This is a genomic window from Endozoicomonas sp. GU-1, assembly GCF_027366395.1.
In the GTDB taxonomy this organism is placed as follows: domain Bacteria; phylum Pseudomonadota; class Gammaproteobacteria; order Pseudomonadales; family Endozoicomonadaceae; genus Endozoicomonas.
The window spans coordinates 5,634,291-5,653,459 of record NZ_CP114771.1 but is presented as its reverse complement, the minus strand read 5'-3'; the positions used below and the strand labels follow the sequence as shown (position 1 = coordinate 5,653,459).

General features: G+C 50.6%; 15 protein-coding genes. 6 read left to right on the top strand and 9 right to left on the bottom strand.

From position 1 onward, the window contains the following. Positions 1-45: 45 nt before the first annotated feature. The 4 genes from O3276_RS23740 to O3276_RS23725 form a co-directional block, all read right to left on the bottom strand. Positions 46-1,254, bottom strand: a complete 1,209-nt coding sequence (locus O3276_RS23740; RefSeq protein ID WP_269673519.1) for a quaternary amine ABC transporter ATP-binding protein — start codon at positions 1,252-1,254, stop codon at positions 46-48. After that, positions 1,247-2,146, bottom strand: coding sequence for an ABC transporter permease (locus O3276_RS23735; protein WP_269673518.1), 900 nt, complete (start codon positions 2,144-2,146; stop codon positions 1,247-1,249). The genes O3276_RS23740 and O3276_RS23735 overlap by 8 nt, the downstream gene beginning before the upstream one ends. 122 nt (positions 2,147-2,268) lie before the next feature. Continuing rightward, complete coding sequence (locus O3276_RS23730; RefSeq protein WP_269673517.1) at positions 2,269-3,279, bottom strand: ABC transporter substrate-binding protein; 1,011 nt, start codon at positions 3,277-3,279, stop codon at positions 2,269-2,271. A 262-nt stretch (positions 3,280-3,541) separates the two neighbouring features. Beyond that, positions 3,542-4,021, bottom strand: coding sequence for a MarR family winged helix-turn-helix transcriptional regulator (locus O3276_RS23725; RefSeq protein WP_269673516.1), 480 nt, complete (start codon positions 4,019-4,021; stop codon positions 3,542-3,544). 238 nt (positions 4,022-4,259) lie between these two features. Here O3276_RS23725 and O3276_RS23720 point away from each other — a divergent pair, with 238 nt between their 5' ends. Both O3276_RS23720 and O3276_RS23715 read left to right on the top strand, forming a co-directional pair. Beyond that, the gene (locus O3276_RS23720; RefSeq protein ID WP_269673515.1) at positions 4,260-5,342 is read left to right on the top strand and encodes a BCCT family transporter; all 1,083 of its coding nucleotides are present in this window, start codon (positions 4,260-4,262) and stop codon (positions 5,340-5,342) included. A gap of 11 nt (positions 5,343-5,353) precedes the next feature. Continuing rightward, positions 5,354-6,235 (top strand): BCCT family transporter, encoded by an 882-nt coding sequence (locus tag O3276_RS23715; RefSeq protein ID WP_269673514.1) that lies wholly within the window; start codon positions 5,354-5,356, stop codon positions 6,233-6,235. 44 nt (positions 6,236-6,279) lie between these two features. On the opposite strand, the gene O3276_RS23710 is transcribed toward O3276_RS23715, so the two are convergent. Further along, on the bottom strand, positions 6,280-6,930 hold the full coding sequence (locus O3276_RS23710; RefSeq protein WP_269673513.1) for a hypothetical protein: 651 nt from the start codon (positions 6,928-6,930) through the stop codon (positions 6,280-6,282). 121 nt (positions 6,931-7,051) lie between these two features. Then, entirely contained in the window at positions 7,052-8,728 is a 1,677-nt protein-coding gene (locus O3276_RS23705) for a hypothetical protein (RefSeq protein ID WP_269673512.1), read from the bottom strand. Between the two features lie 825 nt (positions 8,729-9,553). Between O3276_RS23705 and ltrA the strand changes: the two genes are divergently transcribed. After that, positions 9,554-10,816 carry a group II intron reverse transcriptase/maturase gene (ltrA, locus tag O3276_RS23700; protein WP_269673511.1) on the top strand — a complete coding sequence of 421 codons (1,263 nt, stop codon included), beginning with the start codon at positions 9,554-9,556 and terminating at the stop codon, positions 10,814-10,816. A 90-nt stretch (positions 10,817-10,906) separates the two neighbouring features. On the opposite strand, the gene yghU is transcribed toward ltrA, so the two are convergent. Beyond that, the gene (gene yghU / locus O3276_RS23695) at positions 10,907-11,779 is read right to left on the bottom strand and encodes a glutathione-dependent disulfide-bond oxidoreductase (RefSeq protein ID WP_269673510.1); all 873 of its coding nucleotides are present in this window, start codon (positions 11,777-11,779) and stop codon (positions 10,907-10,909) included. A 499-nt stretch (positions 11,780-12,278) separates the two neighbouring features. Between yghU and O3276_RS23690 the strand changes: the two genes are divergently transcribed. Continuing rightward, positions 12,279-12,827 carry a hypothetical protein gene (locus O3276_RS23690; RefSeq protein WP_269673509.1) on the top strand — a complete coding sequence of 183 codons (549 nt, stop codon included), beginning with the start codon at positions 12,279-12,281 and terminating at the stop codon, positions 12,825-12,827. A 1-nt stretch (position 12,828) separates the two neighbouring features. Here O3276_RS23690 and O3276_RS23685 read toward each other — a convergent pair whose 3' ends face one another. Both O3276_RS23685 and O3276_RS23680 read right to left on the bottom strand, forming a co-directional pair. Then, a complete protein-coding gene (locus O3276_RS23685; protein WP_269673508.1) occupies positions 12,829-14,106 on the bottom strand; it encodes a Y-family DNA polymerase in 1,278 nt (425 codons plus the stop codon). After that, positions 14,103-14,525 (bottom strand): LexA family protein, encoded by a 423-nt coding sequence (locus O3276_RS23680; RefSeq protein WP_269673507.1) that lies wholly within the window; start codon positions 14,523-14,525, stop codon positions 14,103-14,105. The genes O3276_RS23685 and O3276_RS23680 overlap by 4 nt, the downstream gene beginning before the upstream one ends. 174 nt (positions 14,526-14,699) lie before the next feature. Here O3276_RS23680 and O3276_RS23675 point away from each other — a divergent pair, with 174 nt between their 5' ends. Continuing rightward, the gene (locus O3276_RS23675; RefSeq protein WP_269673506.1) at positions 14,700-17,252 is read left to right on the top strand and encodes a hypothetical protein; all 2,553 of its coding nucleotides are present in this window, start codon (positions 14,700-14,702) and stop codon (positions 17,250-17,252) included. After that, complete coding sequence (locus tag O3276_RS23670) at positions 17,206-19,134, top strand: hypothetical protein (RefSeq protein ID WP_269673505.1); 1,929 nt, start codon at positions 17,206-17,208, stop codon at positions 19,132-19,134. The genes O3276_RS23675 and O3276_RS23670 overlap by 47 nt, the downstream gene beginning before the upstream one ends. Positions 19,135-19,169: the final 35 nt, after the last annotated feature.

The window sequence follows — 19,169 nt, the reverse complement described above, 5'->3', positions numbered from 1 at the left end:
ATTCAGCACCTGAATAAGAGTTTATCATTAATGTCTTTTGCCCGATTAATGATTTATTCCAACATCCCCCAGAACTTCCGCAAGACTGGACCGGGAAAGCTGCCCCTGCAACTGCCCATCGTCATCAACAACGGGGAGGGGAAAGTCGGTGTCCAGGGTATCGGGAATAACGGACTCCAGTATTGAGTCTGCCTGAATAGTCGGCACCGTCTCAATCAATATCGAGGTGACCTTCTTGTGGCTCCCCTTCTGCACGGCCTGCTCAAGGGTCTGCTGAAGAATCACCCCCTGATAGCCATCATCATTAACGTAATAGCCAAAGTCTTCAGAGGTCTTTTTCATCTGACTCAAGGCTTCATCAATGGTTTCCGCGGTAATGCGGCAGGCCGGAGGTTTCATCACCGTTTCTACGGTCAATGCCCGGGCACGGTTAACATCCTTAACAAACGCTTCCACATAATCCGTGGCCGGATTCAACAGAATATCTTCCGGAGCCCCCTGCTGAACCAGCTCACCATCTTTCAGAATGGCAATGCGATCACCCAGCCTCAGCGCTTCATCCAGGTCATGGGTAATAAAAACAATGGTTTTCTGGAGCTTACTCTGCAAGCCGATTAACTGATCCTGCATCTCACTGCGAATCAGTGGATCCAGGGCGGAGAAAGCTTCGTCCATCAATAGAATTTCCGCATCGGTACACAGCGCCCTGGCCAGACCAACCCTCTGCTGCTGCCCGCCCGACAACTGGGAGGGGTATTGCTGCTCATAGCCAGCCAGCCCCACGGTATCCAGCCATTGTTCCGCTTTCTTCAGTCGCTCGGCTTTGCCAACACCCTGAACCGACAGACCATAGGCAACATTGTCTATGACCGTCCGGTGAGGCATCAGACCAAAACGCTGAAAGACCATGGACATCTTCTGACGTCGAAAGCTTTCCAGCTCTTTGGCGGAAAACCGGGTAATATCGGTGCCATCCACCAGGATCTCCCCCTCAGTGGGATCAATCAAACGGTTAAAATGGCGAATCAAGGTGGATTTACCGGATCCGGAAAGCCCCATAATCACAAAAATCTCACCTGCCTTGACGTCCAGGTTGATATCCCTGAGCCCAAGCGTATGCCCGGTATCAGCCAGAATCTGATCTTTGGATTCCCCCTGATGAACCCGGGACATGACCTTGTCAGGCTGTTTCCCGAATAATTTGTACAGGCCACGAATCTGGATCAGAGGTTTTGTCTTGTCACTGTTATGCATGCTCAGCGCCTCCCAGATGTTTCTGGGTTCTGCGGGCATAAGCCTGAGAAACCCGGTCAAAGATGATCGCCAGCGCAACAATGGCAAGACCATTGAGCAGCCCCAGGGTGAAATACTGATTGGTAATGGATTTCAGTACCGGCTGCCCCAGGCCCTTCACGCCAATCATGGAAGCGATCACCACCATGGCCAGCGCCATCATTATGGTCTGGTTAATACCGGCCATAATGGTAGGCATTGCCAGTGGCAGCTGTACCCCCCACAACCGTTGCCACGGGCTGGCACCATAAGCGGTAGCGGCTTCCAATACCTCTTTATCCACCAGCCGAATCCCCAGGTTGGTCAGTCGAATAACCGGTGGAATAGCATAAATAACCACCGCGATCACACCGGGAATCTTGCCAATCCCCAGCAACATCACCACCGGAATCAGATAAACAAATGCCGGCATGGTCTGCATGATATCCAGCATCGGCGTTACCAGCTTCTGCACCCGGTCAGAACGGGCCATGGCGATACCGATTGGAATGCCCAGCACCAGAGAGAGCAAAGTGCATACCGTGATAACACTGAGGGTTCTCATGGTATTTTCCCACATACCAAAATAACCAATGGTCAACAGGGAACAGACAACACCCAGGCACAGCTTCCAGGAACGGCTGGCGCCGTAGGCCAAACCGGTGATAGCCGCCAGTATCAGTAACCAGGGAGAGCTGATCAGCAGGTTTTCAAACCAGACAAGAAAAGAGAGTAACGGGTCAAAAAACGACTCAATCAAATCGCCATGTTCCCGGGAAAATTCCCGGTAGGCACCATCCAGAGTCTTTCGCAAAGCGATCAGGTCACTGCGTTCCATATCCGGGAACTCAGTAACCCAGGATTCCTTAGCCATACACTTCAGCCTTTATTATGGGTGATTGGCACAGTATTCAGAGTATGGAGTTTACGCCTTTCGACTCCGCTCAAGACGAACGGAGTTTGGAGGTCAATAAATAAACCCATCCAGTGGTGACTTTAGAGAGCCGCAAGCTCTTGCTTTACTTTTGCCACCACATCAGCAGGCAACCACTGGGACCAGACGGACTCATAGTTGGTCAGGAAATGCTCCATGGCGATTTCACCATCCGCCTGGTTTTCTTCCATCCAGGCCAACAGCTCATTCATCTGCTGATTGGTAAACGAGCGCCCTGCCAGGTACTTATAGGCTGCCGGTGCTTTAACCGCGAAACGTTCGGTGGTAATGGTATTGACCGGTGATGGCGGATACATAGTAACTTTCGGAGACTCACAATCTTCTTTGGTGGTACAGTTGATGAATTCATCAACATCAACACCGGAACCGAAATCTACCTTGACCATTTCATACTTGCCCAGTACCGCCGAGGGTGCCCAGTAATAGCCAAACCAGGCCTCTTCCCGCTCATAGGCTTTGGCAATAGCGCCGGACATACCGGCACCGGAACCCGGGTCAACCAGGTCGAACCCATGTTCTTCCAGCTCCAGTGCCCTGAACAAGTTGCCAGAATTAATCTGGCAGTTCCAGCCCGCCGGGCAACCGTAAAAAGCGGACAGGCTGGAATCTTCCGGATGCTTGAAGATGGCTGCCTTCCCTTTAATACCCTTGATGGTTTTCAGCTCAGGGTCTTTTTCTACCATGTATTTCGGTACCCAGAACCCTTCCTCACCGCCTTCTGACAGCGAGTTGCCAGCATAGCGAAGGCGCTTTTCCTCAACACCTTTATCGAAAGCCTGCCTCATGGAGTTACTCCACATTTCCGGCGCGATATCCGGCTCTCCTTTTTCAACCATGGAGGTACCTGTCGCCATGGTGTCGCCGGGCACCAGCTCCACATTACAGCCAAAGACATTCTCAAGAATAAATTGATCAACGTGAGCTATCAGCGTTGCCGAGTTCCAGTTCATATCGGCGACAGTGACATCACCGCATTCATCAGCGGACACAGAGGCAGCAAAAGGGAGGGAAGCAGCCAGTAAGGCAGCGGCAGACAATGTTCTTTTTAGCATGTGCAATCCTGTTTTTATTAATCCGTTTCTGATACCGGGCAGTGCCTTCCTGGCTCTATGGTGTAGAAAGGGATTAAAAATTTCTGCTCCTGCGGTTTTCCGTACGCCGATTTACAGCAGAAATTTTAAGCCCATTTTCCAGCGCCGAACACTTAACTGTACTTTCCCGTATATCAACTGGTGCACTAACTTACACTTCTAATGATTAGATTTCAAATTACTTTCATCAACACCCCAGAGAAAAAGACCAAAAATCAAACAGCTAAGGTTCTGTCCCGGCGATATCCAGAAGCGGCGCGGCATCAATGGACTCGGCATCCATCATGGCTGCAACCCGTTGCAAAGACGACAAGACCTGTGTTTTCTCCCACGCCTCCAGCGCCTCAAAACGCTCAATAAACTGTTCATGCAGTAGCGTCGGTGCTGTTGCCAATACAGAGCGTCCGAGCTCGGTCAACCGTGCGTTAACAATTCGTTTATCACTGATGCTTCGGACTCGCTCCAGATACTGCCGCTCTTCCAGCCGATTCAAAATAATGGTTACTGTCGCCTGGCTCAGGGAAACATCCTGGGAAATCCGCTTGACCGTCACATCACCGAGATCGCTGATTGCCTTCAACACCATGATCTGGGGCGTGGTCAGGCCACAGGCTTTGATCATACGTTTTGAGTGCAGATCCGTTGCACGTATTATGCGTCTTAGAGAAATAAGTACGTCAGTCCAGTAACACGGTTCAGTCATACAATTTACTCATCGAAGAGGTTTAGAAAACAGACGTATTTATTTGCCACAAAATAAACCGCAAAACAAACACAATTTGATCTCAAATAGTTTGAACTGTAATATATTTCACCTAGACTCCTAATTAAAGTTGTATACAGGATCCTCTTCATGTTCATCCCCTCAGAGCGTTGACGGACTTCTTGCTCCAAACCCAAACGATCAAATTGATTTTGACTATTCAGCAAGAGCCAGCAACATGTCCCAACCGGAAATCTCTATGCCTTCCAGGCAAACCATCAACCCCCCCGTATTTTTTGGCTCAGCCATGTTAATACTTTTACTGGTGGGCTATACGGTTTTTTTCCCTGAAGATGCCAATAGCCGCTTTACGCATCTCCAGTCCAGCATCATGACCAACGCCAGCTGGTTTTATGTCATGGCCGTGGCCCTGATCCTTCTGTGCGTCGCCTTTCTGGGGCTATCCCGATATGGTGATATAAAGCTGGGCCCTGATCATGCCGAACCCTCATTCAGCTTTGGCTCCTGGTTCGCCATGCTCTTTTCTGCGGGCATGGGCATCGGCCTGATGTTTTTCGGTGTCGCCGAGCCGGTTATGCACTTCCTGTCTCCACCGCTGGGTGAGCCTGGTACGGTGGAAGCCGCCAGAGAAGCCATGAAACTCACCTTTTTCCACTGGGGTCTTCATGCCTGGGCGATTTATGCCATCGTGGCGCTGATTCTTGCCTTTTTCGGTTACCGGCATAACTTGCCGCTCACTCTCCGCTCAGCTCTTTACCCCATCATCGGTGACCGTATTTACGGCATTCCCGGCCATACCATTGATGTGTTCGCCATACTGGGCACCATTTTTGGTGTTGCAACTGCGCTGGGTTATGGGGTTTTGCAGGTTAACTCGGGGCTGAACTACCTTTTCGGTATCGACATCAGCACACAGACACAGGTTATTCTGATCGTGGTCATCACAGCACTGGCCACCATTTCTGTGGCGACAGGCCTTGATAAAGGTATCCGACGCCTCTCAGAAGCCAACCTGCTACTGGCACTGATGTTATTAGTGATGGTGGTACTGCTCGGACCCACCGTTCTGCTGTTGCAGATGTTCGTGCAAAATACCGGTGGTTATCTGTCTGACATCGTCGGTAAAACCTTCAATCTCTACGCCTATCAGCCCACCGAGTGGCTTGGCGGCTGGACCTTATTCTATTGGGCCTGGTGGCTCTCCTGGTCACCGTTTGTCGGTATGTTTATTGCCCGTATTTCCAGGGGCAGAACCATCCGCGAGTTTGTTACCGGCGTTCTGTTCGTACCAACAGGCTGACGCTGATCTGGATGACCGCTTTTGGCAATACCGCCATTGATATGATCATGAACCGGGGCATGACCGGTTTGGGTCAGGCCGTAGAAACCGATGTACCCATTGCGCTGTTCAGGTTTCTGGAATATTTCCCGTTCTCAAATGTACTCTCGATGGTGGCCATTGCCATGGTCGTGATCTTTTTTGTCACCTCCTCCGACTCCAGTGCCATGGTTGTCGATATGCTCGCCTCCGGGGGCAACAGTAAAACGCCGCTCTGGCAGCGGGTGTTCTGGTCCGGCCTTATAGGCATTGTAGCCATGGTGCTGCTATTGGCCGGTGGCCTGGAGGCCCTGCAAACGGTGACCATCGCCTCAGCACTGCCTTTTTCCATCGTACTGTTGGTGTCGGCTTATGGCTTACTGAAAGCGCTGGCTGTTGATGCTGCCAAGAAAGCCAGCCTGGAAAGAACCACCCTCACCCCCAAAGTGGGTCATAAACCGATTCCCTGGCAGAACCGGCTGGCGACGATGGTCAGCTTTCCCCGACGGGCCCATGTCAATCGGTTTATTCAGGATGTTGCTCTCCCGGCTATGGAGTCCGTCGCATCAGAACTGGGCAAACAGGGGGTAGAAAGCACGATTCAACTGGATACCGAAAAACAGATACCCAGCCTGGTGGTACTCCACGGCGATGAAGTGGACTTCTTTTACAAAGTAACGCCCCGCTCTTACCTTCAGCCCAGTTTTATGCTGGACGAAGAAGATGAAGAACAACGCAAATACTTCCGGGCCGAAGTTTTCCTGAGAGAAGGCGGCCAGGGTTACGACATTATGGGCTGGACCAGTGATCAGGTGATTGGTGATATTATCGATCAGTATGAAAAGCACATGCATTTCCTGCACATGGTTCGATAATCTGACCGCACCTCGTTTCCCCGCCAAACGAGGTGCACAGTTCGCTATTTAATGTATGGGTAGACAAAGCCAAACTGCTGCCCTGTCAGATTAATGGTCACTCTTGAATTGTATGAGGTATCGTAACGCTCCATCCAACCATCAGCAGTAATGTGGTAATTGTTCTTGCTGCCATCCCTGCTCAGATGCCCGGACAGATTTCCGTTTAAGGTCTTCCCATACACATTGATCCCTTTAAAGAAAAAGCTGAAATTGACCCCACTGCAAACATTTACCAGATCGGCATGACTGCTATAGGGGATCACTACATACTGCTCTTCACGACCACCCGTTGGCTTAAGCCTGAAACGCAGCACCATTATGCCCGCGTGGCTGATATGCAGATAAAGCACCAGTTCAGAGAGCCAGAGATTTTCAGTTTTGGCAATTCTGTAAGCATCAAAACGATAGGTTCCGGCGGGTATTTGACAGGCAGTAAAGGAGGATAAGTCAGGGGACATCGGCGGCGTATAGGCAGGTGCGGGCCCTGTTCTATAACCATGATATAAGTAATCCTGCGGGGGTGGGTATAACGGCCCTTCAGGCTGAGGATGGGCCGGCACCTCAGGGTAAGGTGGAGGGGTAAACCGTTCGAGGCCGATTGGTTTACCCAGGACAATCGATGGTAATAAAAGGATAAATGGATACAGTTTCATAACACCACAACCATAACATTATTCTTCCGGGCTAGAAGAATAGGCCATTTCCCCCGTATTTACAGGATGACTGTGAAATTAAACATCAGATTCAGATACCCGGAATGCAGTCACTGCGGGCCTACTGAAATGGATTCATTACAGTATCGAGCAGTTCCCACATACTGTTGCGTTTCTGAATTTCGCTGATTGCTCTGCCTTGAATCATCAGTTGTAACAACTCTTGTATATCGTTATGACCGTGATTTTTTGCCCATTTCAGTTTGCTATCCAGTGCCCTGCGGACTTTGTCCGTCGGCTTTGCCCCCGCGCTCAAAATCGTGCCATATAAACATTCTGCGTCATCGTAACGGTCAGTCACTATTGCCCGCTCCAGAGCTTCATTCAGTTTATCCAGAACCCCATCCGTTAGCGTTGCCCCCAGGGCCAGAATGACACCTGCTAAGCACTCTGCGCCATCGTAATGATCGTCAGCTATGGCCCGCTCCACAGACTCATTCAGTTTGCTTACGTCATCGTCCGTCAGCTCTACCCCGGTACTCTTTATGGTGGTTATGGTGGATACTAACCGTTCTGCCCGCCCGTAGTTCTGGAAAGCTGCTGCCCATACCAGATGACTCCTCAGTTTTTCCTGGTCATCCTCCGTCAGCTTTGTCCCGGTGCTGACAATGATGGATAGTAACAGCTCTTCCACATCGTAAAGAAGGTGATCTACTGCCAGTATCAGACGGTTACTCAGTGCTATCCGGGTATCCTCCGTCAGCTCTGTCCCAGTGCTGACAATGATGGATAGTAATAGCTTTGCCTTATCGTAAAGACGGTTATCTAATGCCTCTATCAGACCTTTACTCAGTTCTATCCGGACATCCTCCGTCAGCTCTGTCTCAGTGCTTACAAAGACGGACTTTAACAGCTCTGCCTTATCGTAAAGACGGTTATCTACTGCCACTATCAGACCTTTGCCCAGTGCTATCCGGTCCTCCTTCGTCAGCTCTGTATCAGTGCTGACAATGATGGATAGTATCAGCTTTGCCTTATCGTAAAGACGGTTATCTATTGCCACTATCAGACCGTTACTCAGTGCTATCCGGTCCTCCTTCGTCAGCTCTGTCCCAGTGCTGACAATGAAGGACAGTAACAGCATTGCCTGATCGTAAAGACGGTGATCATCTACTGCCTCTACCAGACCGTTACTCAGTGCTATCCGGACATCCTCTGGCAACTCTGCCCCAGTGATTTCAACGATGGATTGAATCCGTTCTAAAATGTCATACCAGCGGTACTTTAGTGCAAATATCACGCCTTCATTCAGTATTCTCTGCTCTTCGCAGGTCAGCATTGACCCTGTATCCTGAGTAATGCGTTGTCGTTGCAGTTCCTGAGAAGGCAGGGTATTGGTCTGTCTTTCCTGATTTGCCACCTCCTTTGCTTCGACGACAAGACCCCATAATTTTACTAACTCAGACAGGCCGCCTTTCAATAATGGACTGACTTTCCTTTCTTCTATTTGATGATGGTTGACATGCACCGGCTTCAGGCAGTCTGTTTTGATGGGATTCGCACAAAAGGCTGTAGTCATCACATCCCGGAAAAATGCTTTACCCAGTGCATCAGCAGGTTGTAGCTGGTCAGCTGGCAACACCAGATCGTAAGTCAGATTCTCAATGGAAATATCGCGCTGTGGCGCAGTTTTTAGAGAATCTGCTTTTAGAGAAGCTGCCGGTTGTTTTTCCTGAGTTACGTCTGGCTGCCTGTTTCGATAATTGCTGGCTAAATCAACTAAGACTGGGAAATTCATTATATAGATCCTTTTGATAATTCTTATTAGATAACAGTTAATGAATTTTGTTCCATTTTTCTACAGATAATCATTTAGCCTATTACGCCTTCGTTTGAAGTTACTGACTGAATCTCGGTCAAAGTGGAATTAAAAGTGGAATTAAAGATAGGATAGAAACGTTATTTCTTATGCTTCACACCGTTACAACGGAACGGTGAAAATTTCACCCTTCCGTTATCTTGGTACGCCCGGCATGGGCATGAACTGATGGGGTGAAAGTCCCCTGTGGGAGAACCTACATCTGACTGGCGGTAAAGACGCCTGCTGATGACAACCACTAGCTTAAGGCAAGTGCAGTCCCGCGAGGGGCTGTGCGGAGGCAGTCTGAGTGCAAAGGTGCGAGCCGACGTACAGAAATCGCATACAAGGCTGAGTCTCTGGGCGAGTGAGCCAAGGATCACAAAGCCCTCTGGTTCGTGAGACACGGTAAATGCGGCGGTTGTGCACTGAAAGTCCATGTTCTTATCCGGGGAGATCTGTTCAACATGCGATTGGTAAGTTCCCAGTTCTCAGCCACTGGTTACAACAGGCTCGGCGAACAGTGACTCATCATCCTGTTCGAGCAAACCCGATGGCAACCAATAGCGCCAGCAGAGGCAACTCCGCGTGGTGATTGGACAGAAGTCAGCAGAGGCCATAGTAGCTGTACGACAAAAGTCATTAATGGACGGGAAGTCGTCAGCGAAGGGCCGAACATCGATGACAAAGAGGAGACTGATTCCCTCAGGGCGATGCAGCCGTCCGGCGACTCACCGTACCTGGCGACAGAATCTTTGACCAGCTTTGAACCATGATCTACTAAATTGCGTACTTGAACCGGCTAATCTGGCAAGCGCATGGAAACAGGTCAGAAGCAACAAGGGTGCTCCGGGTATCGATGGAGTCACCATTGAAGCTTATCCAGACTTTGCCAAACAGCATTGGCCTTCAGTGCGTCAAGCCTTATTGGACGGAACCTATCAGCCGTCACCCGTGCGCCGGCATGTAATAGAAAAGCCGGACGGCGGTGAACGCTTGCTGGGAATCCCAACCGTGATCGACAGGGTCATACAGCAGGCCATTGTGCAGGTGCTGACGCCTGTCTTTGACCCGGGATTTTCCCCAAACAGCTTTGGCTACCGACCGGGACGGTCAGCACACGACGGAGTTCGTCAGGTTAAGCAGTTGATCAACGGGGGGCTACATTACGCCGTTGACGTTGATCTGAGTAAATTCTTTGATACGGTTAATCACGACGTTTTGATGTCGAGGGTCTCCCGTAAGGTCCGCGACAAACGCCTTCTGAAACTGATTGGTCGCTACCTGCGCTCCGGAGTCATGATTGAGGGCAATGTCTACCCGACCAGGGTTGGCATGCCACAGGGTGGGCCTTTATCACCCTTGCTGTCTAATGTGGTCCTCGACGAACTCGACAAGGAGCTTGAATATCGGGGTCATTGCTTTGCAAGATACTGTGATGATTTTGTGATTCTCGTCAAAAGTCAGCGTGCAGGGGATCGGGTGATGCACAGCATTACCCAATTCATTGAACGCAAATTGAAACTGAAGATTAACTCCCGGAAAAGTAAAGTTGTGAAAGCAACAGAAAGCGAATTCCTGAGTTTCACCTTCACAGGGAAGAAAGTTCGCTGGGCCCAGAAGTGTCTGGACCGATTCAAATACCGGATACTCAAGTTGACCAGTCGTCGCTGGGGTGTCTCAATGCAACATCGGTTACGCAAACTGGCGCAATATATCCGGGGTTGGATGGGGTATTTTCGGTTATCGGAATATTACCGACCAATTCCCCTGCTGGATCAATGGATACGTCGGCGAATCCGTTGCTGTTTTCTGAAGCAATGGCGCAAGCCGAAAACCCGTTTTAAGCATCTGGTCAGGTTAGGCGTTGATAAAGTGAACGCCGCCAAGATCGCAGCCAGCAGCAAAGGGTATTACCGTCTGAGTAAAACTTATGCGGTACAACAGGCACTGAATAACAATTACCTCGCGAAAATTGGGCTTGTTTCATTGAAAGACTTATGGATCAGGTTTCACCATCATCGTTGAACCGCCCGGTGCGGACCCGCATGCCGGGTGCTGTGGGGAGGGCTGGAGAAAGACCAGCCCTTACCCGATTGGTTTTGGAATATTGCCAATTTATTCTGAAGCTTCCAGTTTATCCTGGGTCCTGAGTTCAAAATCAGAAGCATCATGCCGGTTTCTCAACTGCCCGGACAGTTCACCCCAGGTGCGGTTGACCATTTTCCCACGTTGAACGGCCTCTCGCTGCCCAATATGCCTGGACCATCGAACAACATGTTGATAGTCATCCACCTGAAGAAACTCTGCAGCATCGTAGATTTTGCCATCCACCAGGGCCCCGTACCATGGCCAGATTGCCATATCCGCAATGGTATAATCATCGCCACAGATATAGGTATTGTTTGCCAGATGCTGGTTTAACATATCCAGCTGACGCTTGACCTCCATGGCAAAGCGATCAATAGGGTACTGGTATTTTTCCGGGGCATAGGCATAGAAATGGCCAAAGCCGCCCCCCAGGTATGGACCACTGCCTACCTGCCAGAACAGCCATGAGAGACACTGTGCCCGCCTGGCGGGTTCCGCTGGTAGAAACGCATTAAATTTTTCGGCCAGATAAAGGAGGATGGCTCCTGACTCAAATACCGGTATCTCCACACCGTCACTTCGATCCACCAGGGCAGGAATCTTCGAGTTAGGGTTTATGCCAACAAAGCCCGAACCAAACTGATCACCTGCCATAATGTCAATCAGAAAAGCGTCATACCCGGCCTCTTTAATCCCCAGCGCCAGCAACTCTTCAAACAATATGGTGACTTTCACACCATTCGGGGTTGCCAGTGAATAAAGTTGGAATGGATGCTTGCCAACCGGCAGCGGCTTGTCAAAACGGGCACCGGCGGTTGGCCGGTTAATGCCACCAAACTGGCCACCATTCTCACTTTCCCAGGTCCATACCCTGGGAGGAACATACGATGCATCTGCCATGGGCAACTCCTTATTTGTTGTTAAGCCCGAAGCTGCCCAGCATAAGACAATTCCCGAAGAAAGGTAAGCGTATTCCCGTATTAAACACAGACATGAAAAGTAACGTGAATCGTTTTCAGGCCTTGATGCAAACAATCTGGATAAAAAGCACAGAGTCATCTATCTATGTCATACATCAAATTCACTACTTAGTTCTTTCGTTCAAAAAATAACCGGAGTGTTCAAACAATGATAAAAACTGTTGTTGTATCCGTCCTGCTCCTGACCTGCTTTCTGGTTATGGCCGACCTTGTTCCCTTTTTACTGAAAAACACAGACTCACCTGCTGATAATGAGCAGCCACAGAAAAACCAGGAACACATTATCAAATCAATCGTTTTATTAGTTGGTATTGCGATTATGATCACACTGATCCTGCACTTCTGGCACTGACCCAATCAAATCTGACTGGAGAGTAAAAGTGATGCTGACACAGTGAACACTGACTACATTTATGGGCATGGCTGCTTCCCTGAGTAATTGCAGGGCATTACTGAATACCATTCATTTCGGTGAGTGTACTTTGCATACCATGATTAACCGTTTAAAGCGTATATTTTCCCGACTGGCGTTTCTCTGTGCTGGCCAGAAACCCTCCTTTGAAGGCCCGGGGCTCTCCGGCATTATTGCGGATTGGGTTGAGCCGTTGCTCAGTGAATACAGCGACAGTAATCATGAGATCGAAAACATTATTGATCTGACGTCTAACTGCTGGAATATCGGTGCCTGTCCAAAAGATCACCGGGCTGAGTTGTGGGGTCTTCTTATTCAGCCAATCGTTGAAGAACACTTTTATGAACACCGGCATGATCTTCAGGGCAAACTCAGGAAACTGATCAAAGTGAGGGAGAAGCTTTATGCTCACGATCCACGCTTCATCCTGGATTTTCGGTTCAAATATCGCCGCTCCCAATTGAGGCTGGATATTTTCAGCACCCGGGACCTGAGCCCGTCCCAGTTTATGGCCGGGCTTGATGCATTAATCCATCAAAGTGAACTCAATGCCTGACTCACGTCTGAACCTTCATGATCTCCGGCCATTGCGTCGTATAAGAAGGACTCAGCACCTGCTGGTTCATATGCCATGGCTGCGCCCGGAAGCCCACTGATGCAGGGCGGAGCGTCTGGCTCCCAAAGCGCTGGTTAATGGCATCCAGCACGGTCATCATCCGGGTATTTTCCGGAATTGACGCTGCCGTCAGCAAGTCTCCCTGAAAGCCTGCACAGGAACAAAGATCCACCAGGGCAAAGCCCGCCTTTTTATACTCGTAACCTTCCTGAAACAGCACGCCCAAAGCCGGATTTAACTGTTGCAGCCAAACCGAGCTATCACTGGTGGGCGATGGAACCATCAGCTTCAGACTCCGTCCGGTTTGCGGGAGATTGGCCTTAAAGGGATCGGTCCTGATAAAAATGATGGCTTCACGGGAGTACTGCTGTTGTTTTCTGAGTTTCTCGCAGGCGCGACAGATAAAACTGGCAAGTGCGGCATGAAGTGCCTGCCTGGTAGTGACCCGCTGGCCGAAGCTCCGGGAGCACATGATCTGATGTTTATTGGCTGAACTCCCCTCTTCCCAGGGAATGCAGTACTCCCCCTGAAGTTCACAGACCGTCCGCTCCAACACCACAGAAAACTGTTTCCTGACCCATCGACGATTGGCGTTTGCCAGTTGTGCAGCAGTATGAATACCTGCCGCCTCCAGCCGTTTTTCTATGCGTCGGCCTACTCCCCATACCTCACCAACCGGGGTGATTGCCATTAACCGCTGCTGGCGTATCGGGCTGGTTAAATCCACAACACCACCGGTTGCCGGAAATTTCTTGGCCGCATAGTTAGCGAGTTTGGCCAGTGTTTTGGTGGTTGAGATGCCCACACCAATCGGCAACCCCGTCCACTGGAATACCCGCCGTTTCATATCCAACCCTATGGCATGCAGATTTGCCAGCGGGAAACCGGAGAGTTCAACAAAGGCTTCATCGATCGAATACACTTCCAGCTTCGGGCTGAACTGTTCCAACACCGACATAAAGCGGGAAGACATATCACCATACAGCGCATAGTTGGAGCTTTTCAGTATGATTTCACCACGGGCCACCTGATCCCTGACCTTGAACGCCGGTGTCCCCATGGCAACGCCCAGGGCTTTCAGTTGCGCTGTTCTGGCAACGATACAGCCATCATTATTGCTGAGTACTCCCAGGGCTTTACCCAGCAGGGATGGATTAAAGACCTGCTCGCAGGAACAGTAAAAAGCATTGGCATCACAGAGGGCAATAACGTCCTTCATCGCAGGTGATGAATGACTTCAGTGACCACACCCCAGACATTGAGCCCTTCTTCAGAGTCCAGTTTAATCCCGGGGTAGTCGGGGTTTTCCGAGTGCAATTCCGGTTTGCCATGGCAATAGGCCAGGCGTTTTACAATCAGCTCACCGTCCAGCAAGGCCAGTATCACATCACCGTCTCCCGGAGTGAGGGAACGATCAATAATCAGAATATCACCATCAAAGATACCAGCGCCTTCCATGGATCGCCCCTGGGCCCGGGCAAAAAAAGTCGCTGCCGGATGACGGATTAACAGCTGGTCCAGGGAGAGCGTATCTTGCAGGTAGTCAGCCGCAGGGCTGGTGAAGCCACAGGCAGCCGGGCTCTGGTAAAAGGGCAATGCCTCTGGCAAAGGTCGTGGAAAGATCTGGATCGGCTTCATGCCATTCAAACTCATTAACTGTTTATTTATACAGTATAAGCATTTAGCGATTAAAAGAAAGCGGTTGTACTTTGGACGCAGGAGAGCTGCTTCGCAGGCTGACTCTGATCGACCTGCAATGGAGCATCTTTGCTCCTCCACCTGACACACCATCAATGGAACCTGACAATCATTTTGAGGTCAAACAGCGACATTAATAATCCAGGTGCAGGAGGTATTCTGAAAACAACCGCATCCACCCACTCCCGCTCAAAGCCTGACCGTCGGGATAACACCGGTTCAAGCGGGATGCCTGACCGCCCCGGAAGCACATTTAACGGTAAAAAAGTCTCAAACCATCAGCCCTGCAGAGGCACAAGCCGCCCCCTGCATAATGGCAAAAATCTTGAAGACGCCTTTTGGGAAAATAAACCGTTACAAGAACGCAAGACCACCTCGGCTGAGGTGCTTAAAGCATATAGCAGCGATATAACATCGCTCAGAAGCGGCTTCTTCCTGCAAAAGCTCTGCTTACAGAACGTTCCACACGGCAATAGAAAAGTCACCCCGGATCAGGTCATTCAGGAATTCAAACGGGAGCCGGGTCAGAATAACAAGTACCAATTAGCGATAGCACGTTTCAAAGCGGAATGCTGCATAAAAGGCCTGCTATTGAATGGTCAGCGGGTCACAGCGGATGCGGTGGTCAAAGACTTCCCGGATACTCCGGAAGGAAAACTGGGAATAGCGCGCTTTATGGAACGATGCTGCCTGAGTGGCCTGGGCCTGCATGGCCAGCAGATCACACCGAATGAGGTGGTCATGGCTTTCCCGGATAATCCGAAAGGCAAACTGGGAGTAGCACGCTTTCAGGAACAATGTTGCCTGAGCGGCTTGCCATTGAATGGCCAGCAGGTCTCACCGGATACGGTGGCCAATGCTTTTCCGGATAATCCGGTAGGAAAACTGGGCATAGTACGCTTTCAAGAAGAATGTTGCCTGGAAGGCGTGCCGTTGAATGGCCAGCAAGTCTCACCGGATACGGTATTAAAGGGTTTTCAGGCCGCCAACGCAAGACTGGAAATGGCCCACTTTAAAGCGGAATGCTGTCTGAGGAACCTGCCGTTGAATGGCCAGCAGGTGACAACGGATGCAGCGTTTAAGGCTTTCCCGGATAGCCCGGAAGGCAAACTGGCAAGAGCACGCTTCAAAGCGGAATGCTGCCTGAGGAACCTGCCGATAAATGGCCATCGGATCACACCGGCGTCAGTGATTAAGGATTTTCAGGACACCAGAGCAGCACTGGAGCTGGCACGCTTTAAGGAACAATGTTGCCTGAGGGAGCTGCTGCTGAATGGGCGGCAGGTCACAGCGGATGAGGTGGTTAAGGATTTTCAGGCCGCCAGGGAAATATTGGGATTAGCGCGCTTCAAAGCAGAATGTTGCCTGCGGGGCCTGCTTTTGAATGACCAGCAGGTCACATTGGAGCAGGTAGTTAAAGCTTTCCCGAATAGTCCGGAAGGCAAACTGGGGATCGCACGTTTCAAAGCGGACTACTATCTGAAAGGCCTGCCGCTGCATGACCTGCTGGTCACACCGGATGAGGTGTTTATGGATTTCCCGGACAGCCCGGAAGGCAGACTGGGGAGAGCACGCTTCAAAGCAGAATGCTGTCTGAGGGAACTGCCATTGAATGGCCAGCCGATCAGCCAGAGTGAGGTAATTAAAGATTATCAGACAGCCAAAGCACCACTGGAGCTGGCACGCTTTAAGGAGCAATGTTGCCTGAAATCCCTGTCGTTGAATGGCCAGCAAGTCACACCGGATGAGGTGATCAGGGGTTACCCGGATAATCCGTTGGGCAAACTGGGGAGCGCGCGCTTCAAAGCCGAATGTTGTCTGCGTGGCCTGACTCTGGATGGCCAGCTGGTCACACCGGATGCGGTGGTTAAGGATTATCAGGCCGCCAGGGCCACGCTGGAACTGGCGCACTTCAAAGCGGAATGCTGTATGAGAGGCCTGACACTGGCTGGCAACCGGGTCACCCCGGACGAGGTGGTTAAGGATTTTCCGGGTAGTCCGGGAGGCAAACTGGGCAAAGCGCACTTTAAAGTGGAATGTTGCCTGAGGGGCCTGGCGTTGAATGGCCAGCAGGTCACACCGGATGCGGTGGTTAAGGGTTTCCCGGGCGGTCGGGAAAGCAGACTGGGTATCGCGCGCTTCAAGGCGGAATGTTGCCTGAGGGGCCTGACATTGAATGGCCAACCGGTCACACCGGATGCCGTGGTTAAGGGTTATCTGGCAGTCAAGGCAACACTGGAGCTGGCGCGCTTTAAGGAACAATGTTGCCTGAGAGGCCTGGCGTTGAATCGCCAGCCGGTCACTCCGGATTCAGTGGCCGAAATGTATCAGGCTGCCAAGGCAAAACTTGCGCTGGCGCGCTTTAAAGCCGAATGTTGCCTGAGGGGGCTGTGTTTGAATAACCTGCATGTCACAACGGAGGAAGTCGTCGGGGATTATCAGGCCGCCAGGGCAAGACTTGAACTGGCACGCTTCAAAGCGGTGTGTTGCCTGAAGGACCTGTGGCTCAACGGTGCACAGGTCACACCGGATGAGGTGGTGAAGAGTTTCCCGGACAGTCCGGATGGCAAACTGGGGGTGGCGCGCTTCACAGCAGACTGTTGCCTGAGAAGGGCTGCCGTTGAATGGCCAACAGGTCACACCGGATTCCGCGGCCAGGGGTTATAAGGCAATCAGGGCAACGCTGGAGCTGGCTCGCTTCAAATCGGAATGTTGCCTGAAGGGGTTGCTGTTGAATGGCCAGCAGGTCTCACCGGATGCCGTGGTTAAGGATTATGAGCGCGGTGGCAGGTTGCTCGAAAGAGCTATTTTTTATTCGCTATTGGCATTGAATGCCAGAGAACTGAATGGCAAATATCTGGATAACGAGAAGGTATTGGCAGCGTTTAATGATATACCCGGAGATCATACTTCAAGGCAAACCAGATATCTGGTGCAAAGGTTGCAGCAATCCCATCGATACGATGAAACCAGCGAAGGTCAGGAGATACTTCAACAGGCCTGGCAAATCTTAACCAAAGTGCCAGTCAAAGACGATGAGCAATCTCGATTGCAATGTATATTGAAATTCATGGCTATGGAGAATAAATGGACAATTGATCAACAGAAAGTGTCTGCAAAACAGGTATTCCATGCCATCAAAACACTGAGGCGCTCATTTAAGAATTCACGCCTGCATTTCTTCTTTCTGGCGCACTGCTGTATCACCAGACAGTCTATTGGCAGACAGCACATTCATAAGGATCAGGTAATCAGGTATCTTAAAAGTTTTCCTGAAGGAAGCAGGCTGCGCCATGCTTTAACCTGCTGGTTTGAAGAATGCAGCTCCGAAGCCTGTGTAATGGATGAGTTACTCGATGCCCAGGGGAGTGACAGTCCTCACCGATATGCAACCTTTGCCAGTCAACAGGAGGCTTCTGTTGCCGTTAGCAGCGAGAACACCGGACCTAAGCGAGAACACCTGCCCGACGTAATTCCCGTTATCGAGCGTTCTGAGCGAAGCACAACATCGGCAGGGGTATTCGTTGCCAATCCGGGCAAGGAAGACCCCCTCCCCTGCCAGCTCAGGGAATATCGGGATACAACAGAAACCGCTTCCATCCACCAGACATTTGCCGTCTATATGGCTAAAACCCTGAAACAATGGTCAAAAACAGGCATCCCGGACAAGCCGGTTCCACGATTAAATGCGCTAACACTGAAAACACTGGAGATTATTCAGGAAATCAATGGTTCTTATACCACTCCCCCTCTGCTGATTAACGGTTCTTACGGACGTTTTTTACAGAACCTCTGCTCATCATTTAATGATATTGACATTGTCTGCACGGAAGAGGCGTCTTCCAGAACACTCTTTGACAGGCTGCAGGCACTGAACACCGACCGGGATTCTGAAATCGCCAAAAGCGTCACCATCTGGCCAATCGAGGGATGTCAGGCCATTAAACTGCCACACGCCTACAATATTCAACTTAAAGACGGTGATCTGGGGAGGAAGGCAATGGAGCTTCACGTCAGTGTTGACGCCAGAGTAGCCCATGGAAATACCGCACCATTGGCTATTCACGTTCCCGGCGTTGAGAGGCCGGTATGGTGTTTGTCGTTTACGGAAGAAACCCGATTACTGAACGATACGCTGGAATACCTTGCCAGGAACCTTGACCGGCTGACAGAGCAATTGCAAAAAGGAGCGATATTTGGCTTGGCTCGAACCCTGCTTTTCAACACGCCCCAAAACAACGATGAACGTATTTATGGTTTGCTTATGCGCTGCCTGCTTACCCTGAATAAAGCCAGGCAGTTTATCGCCCTGCACTCTGAAGAAAAACCCGGACAACCTGATGGCCAGACTACCCCGCTGGCAAAAGAACAACAGCGCCTGCATACACTCGCTGCAAATCTACAGGCGAAATTACATAGCCATGTTTGCCGTCATGGCTTTGAACACAGAGTTAACCACTGGCTATCGACAACTCAGCCTGTTAATGATCATCAGCTCCAGAAGAAGGACTTTACCAAAACACTGCTTGCGATGATGCATCCTGCATAAGTGGCTTTAAATGGAACCTAACAATCACCCTGAGG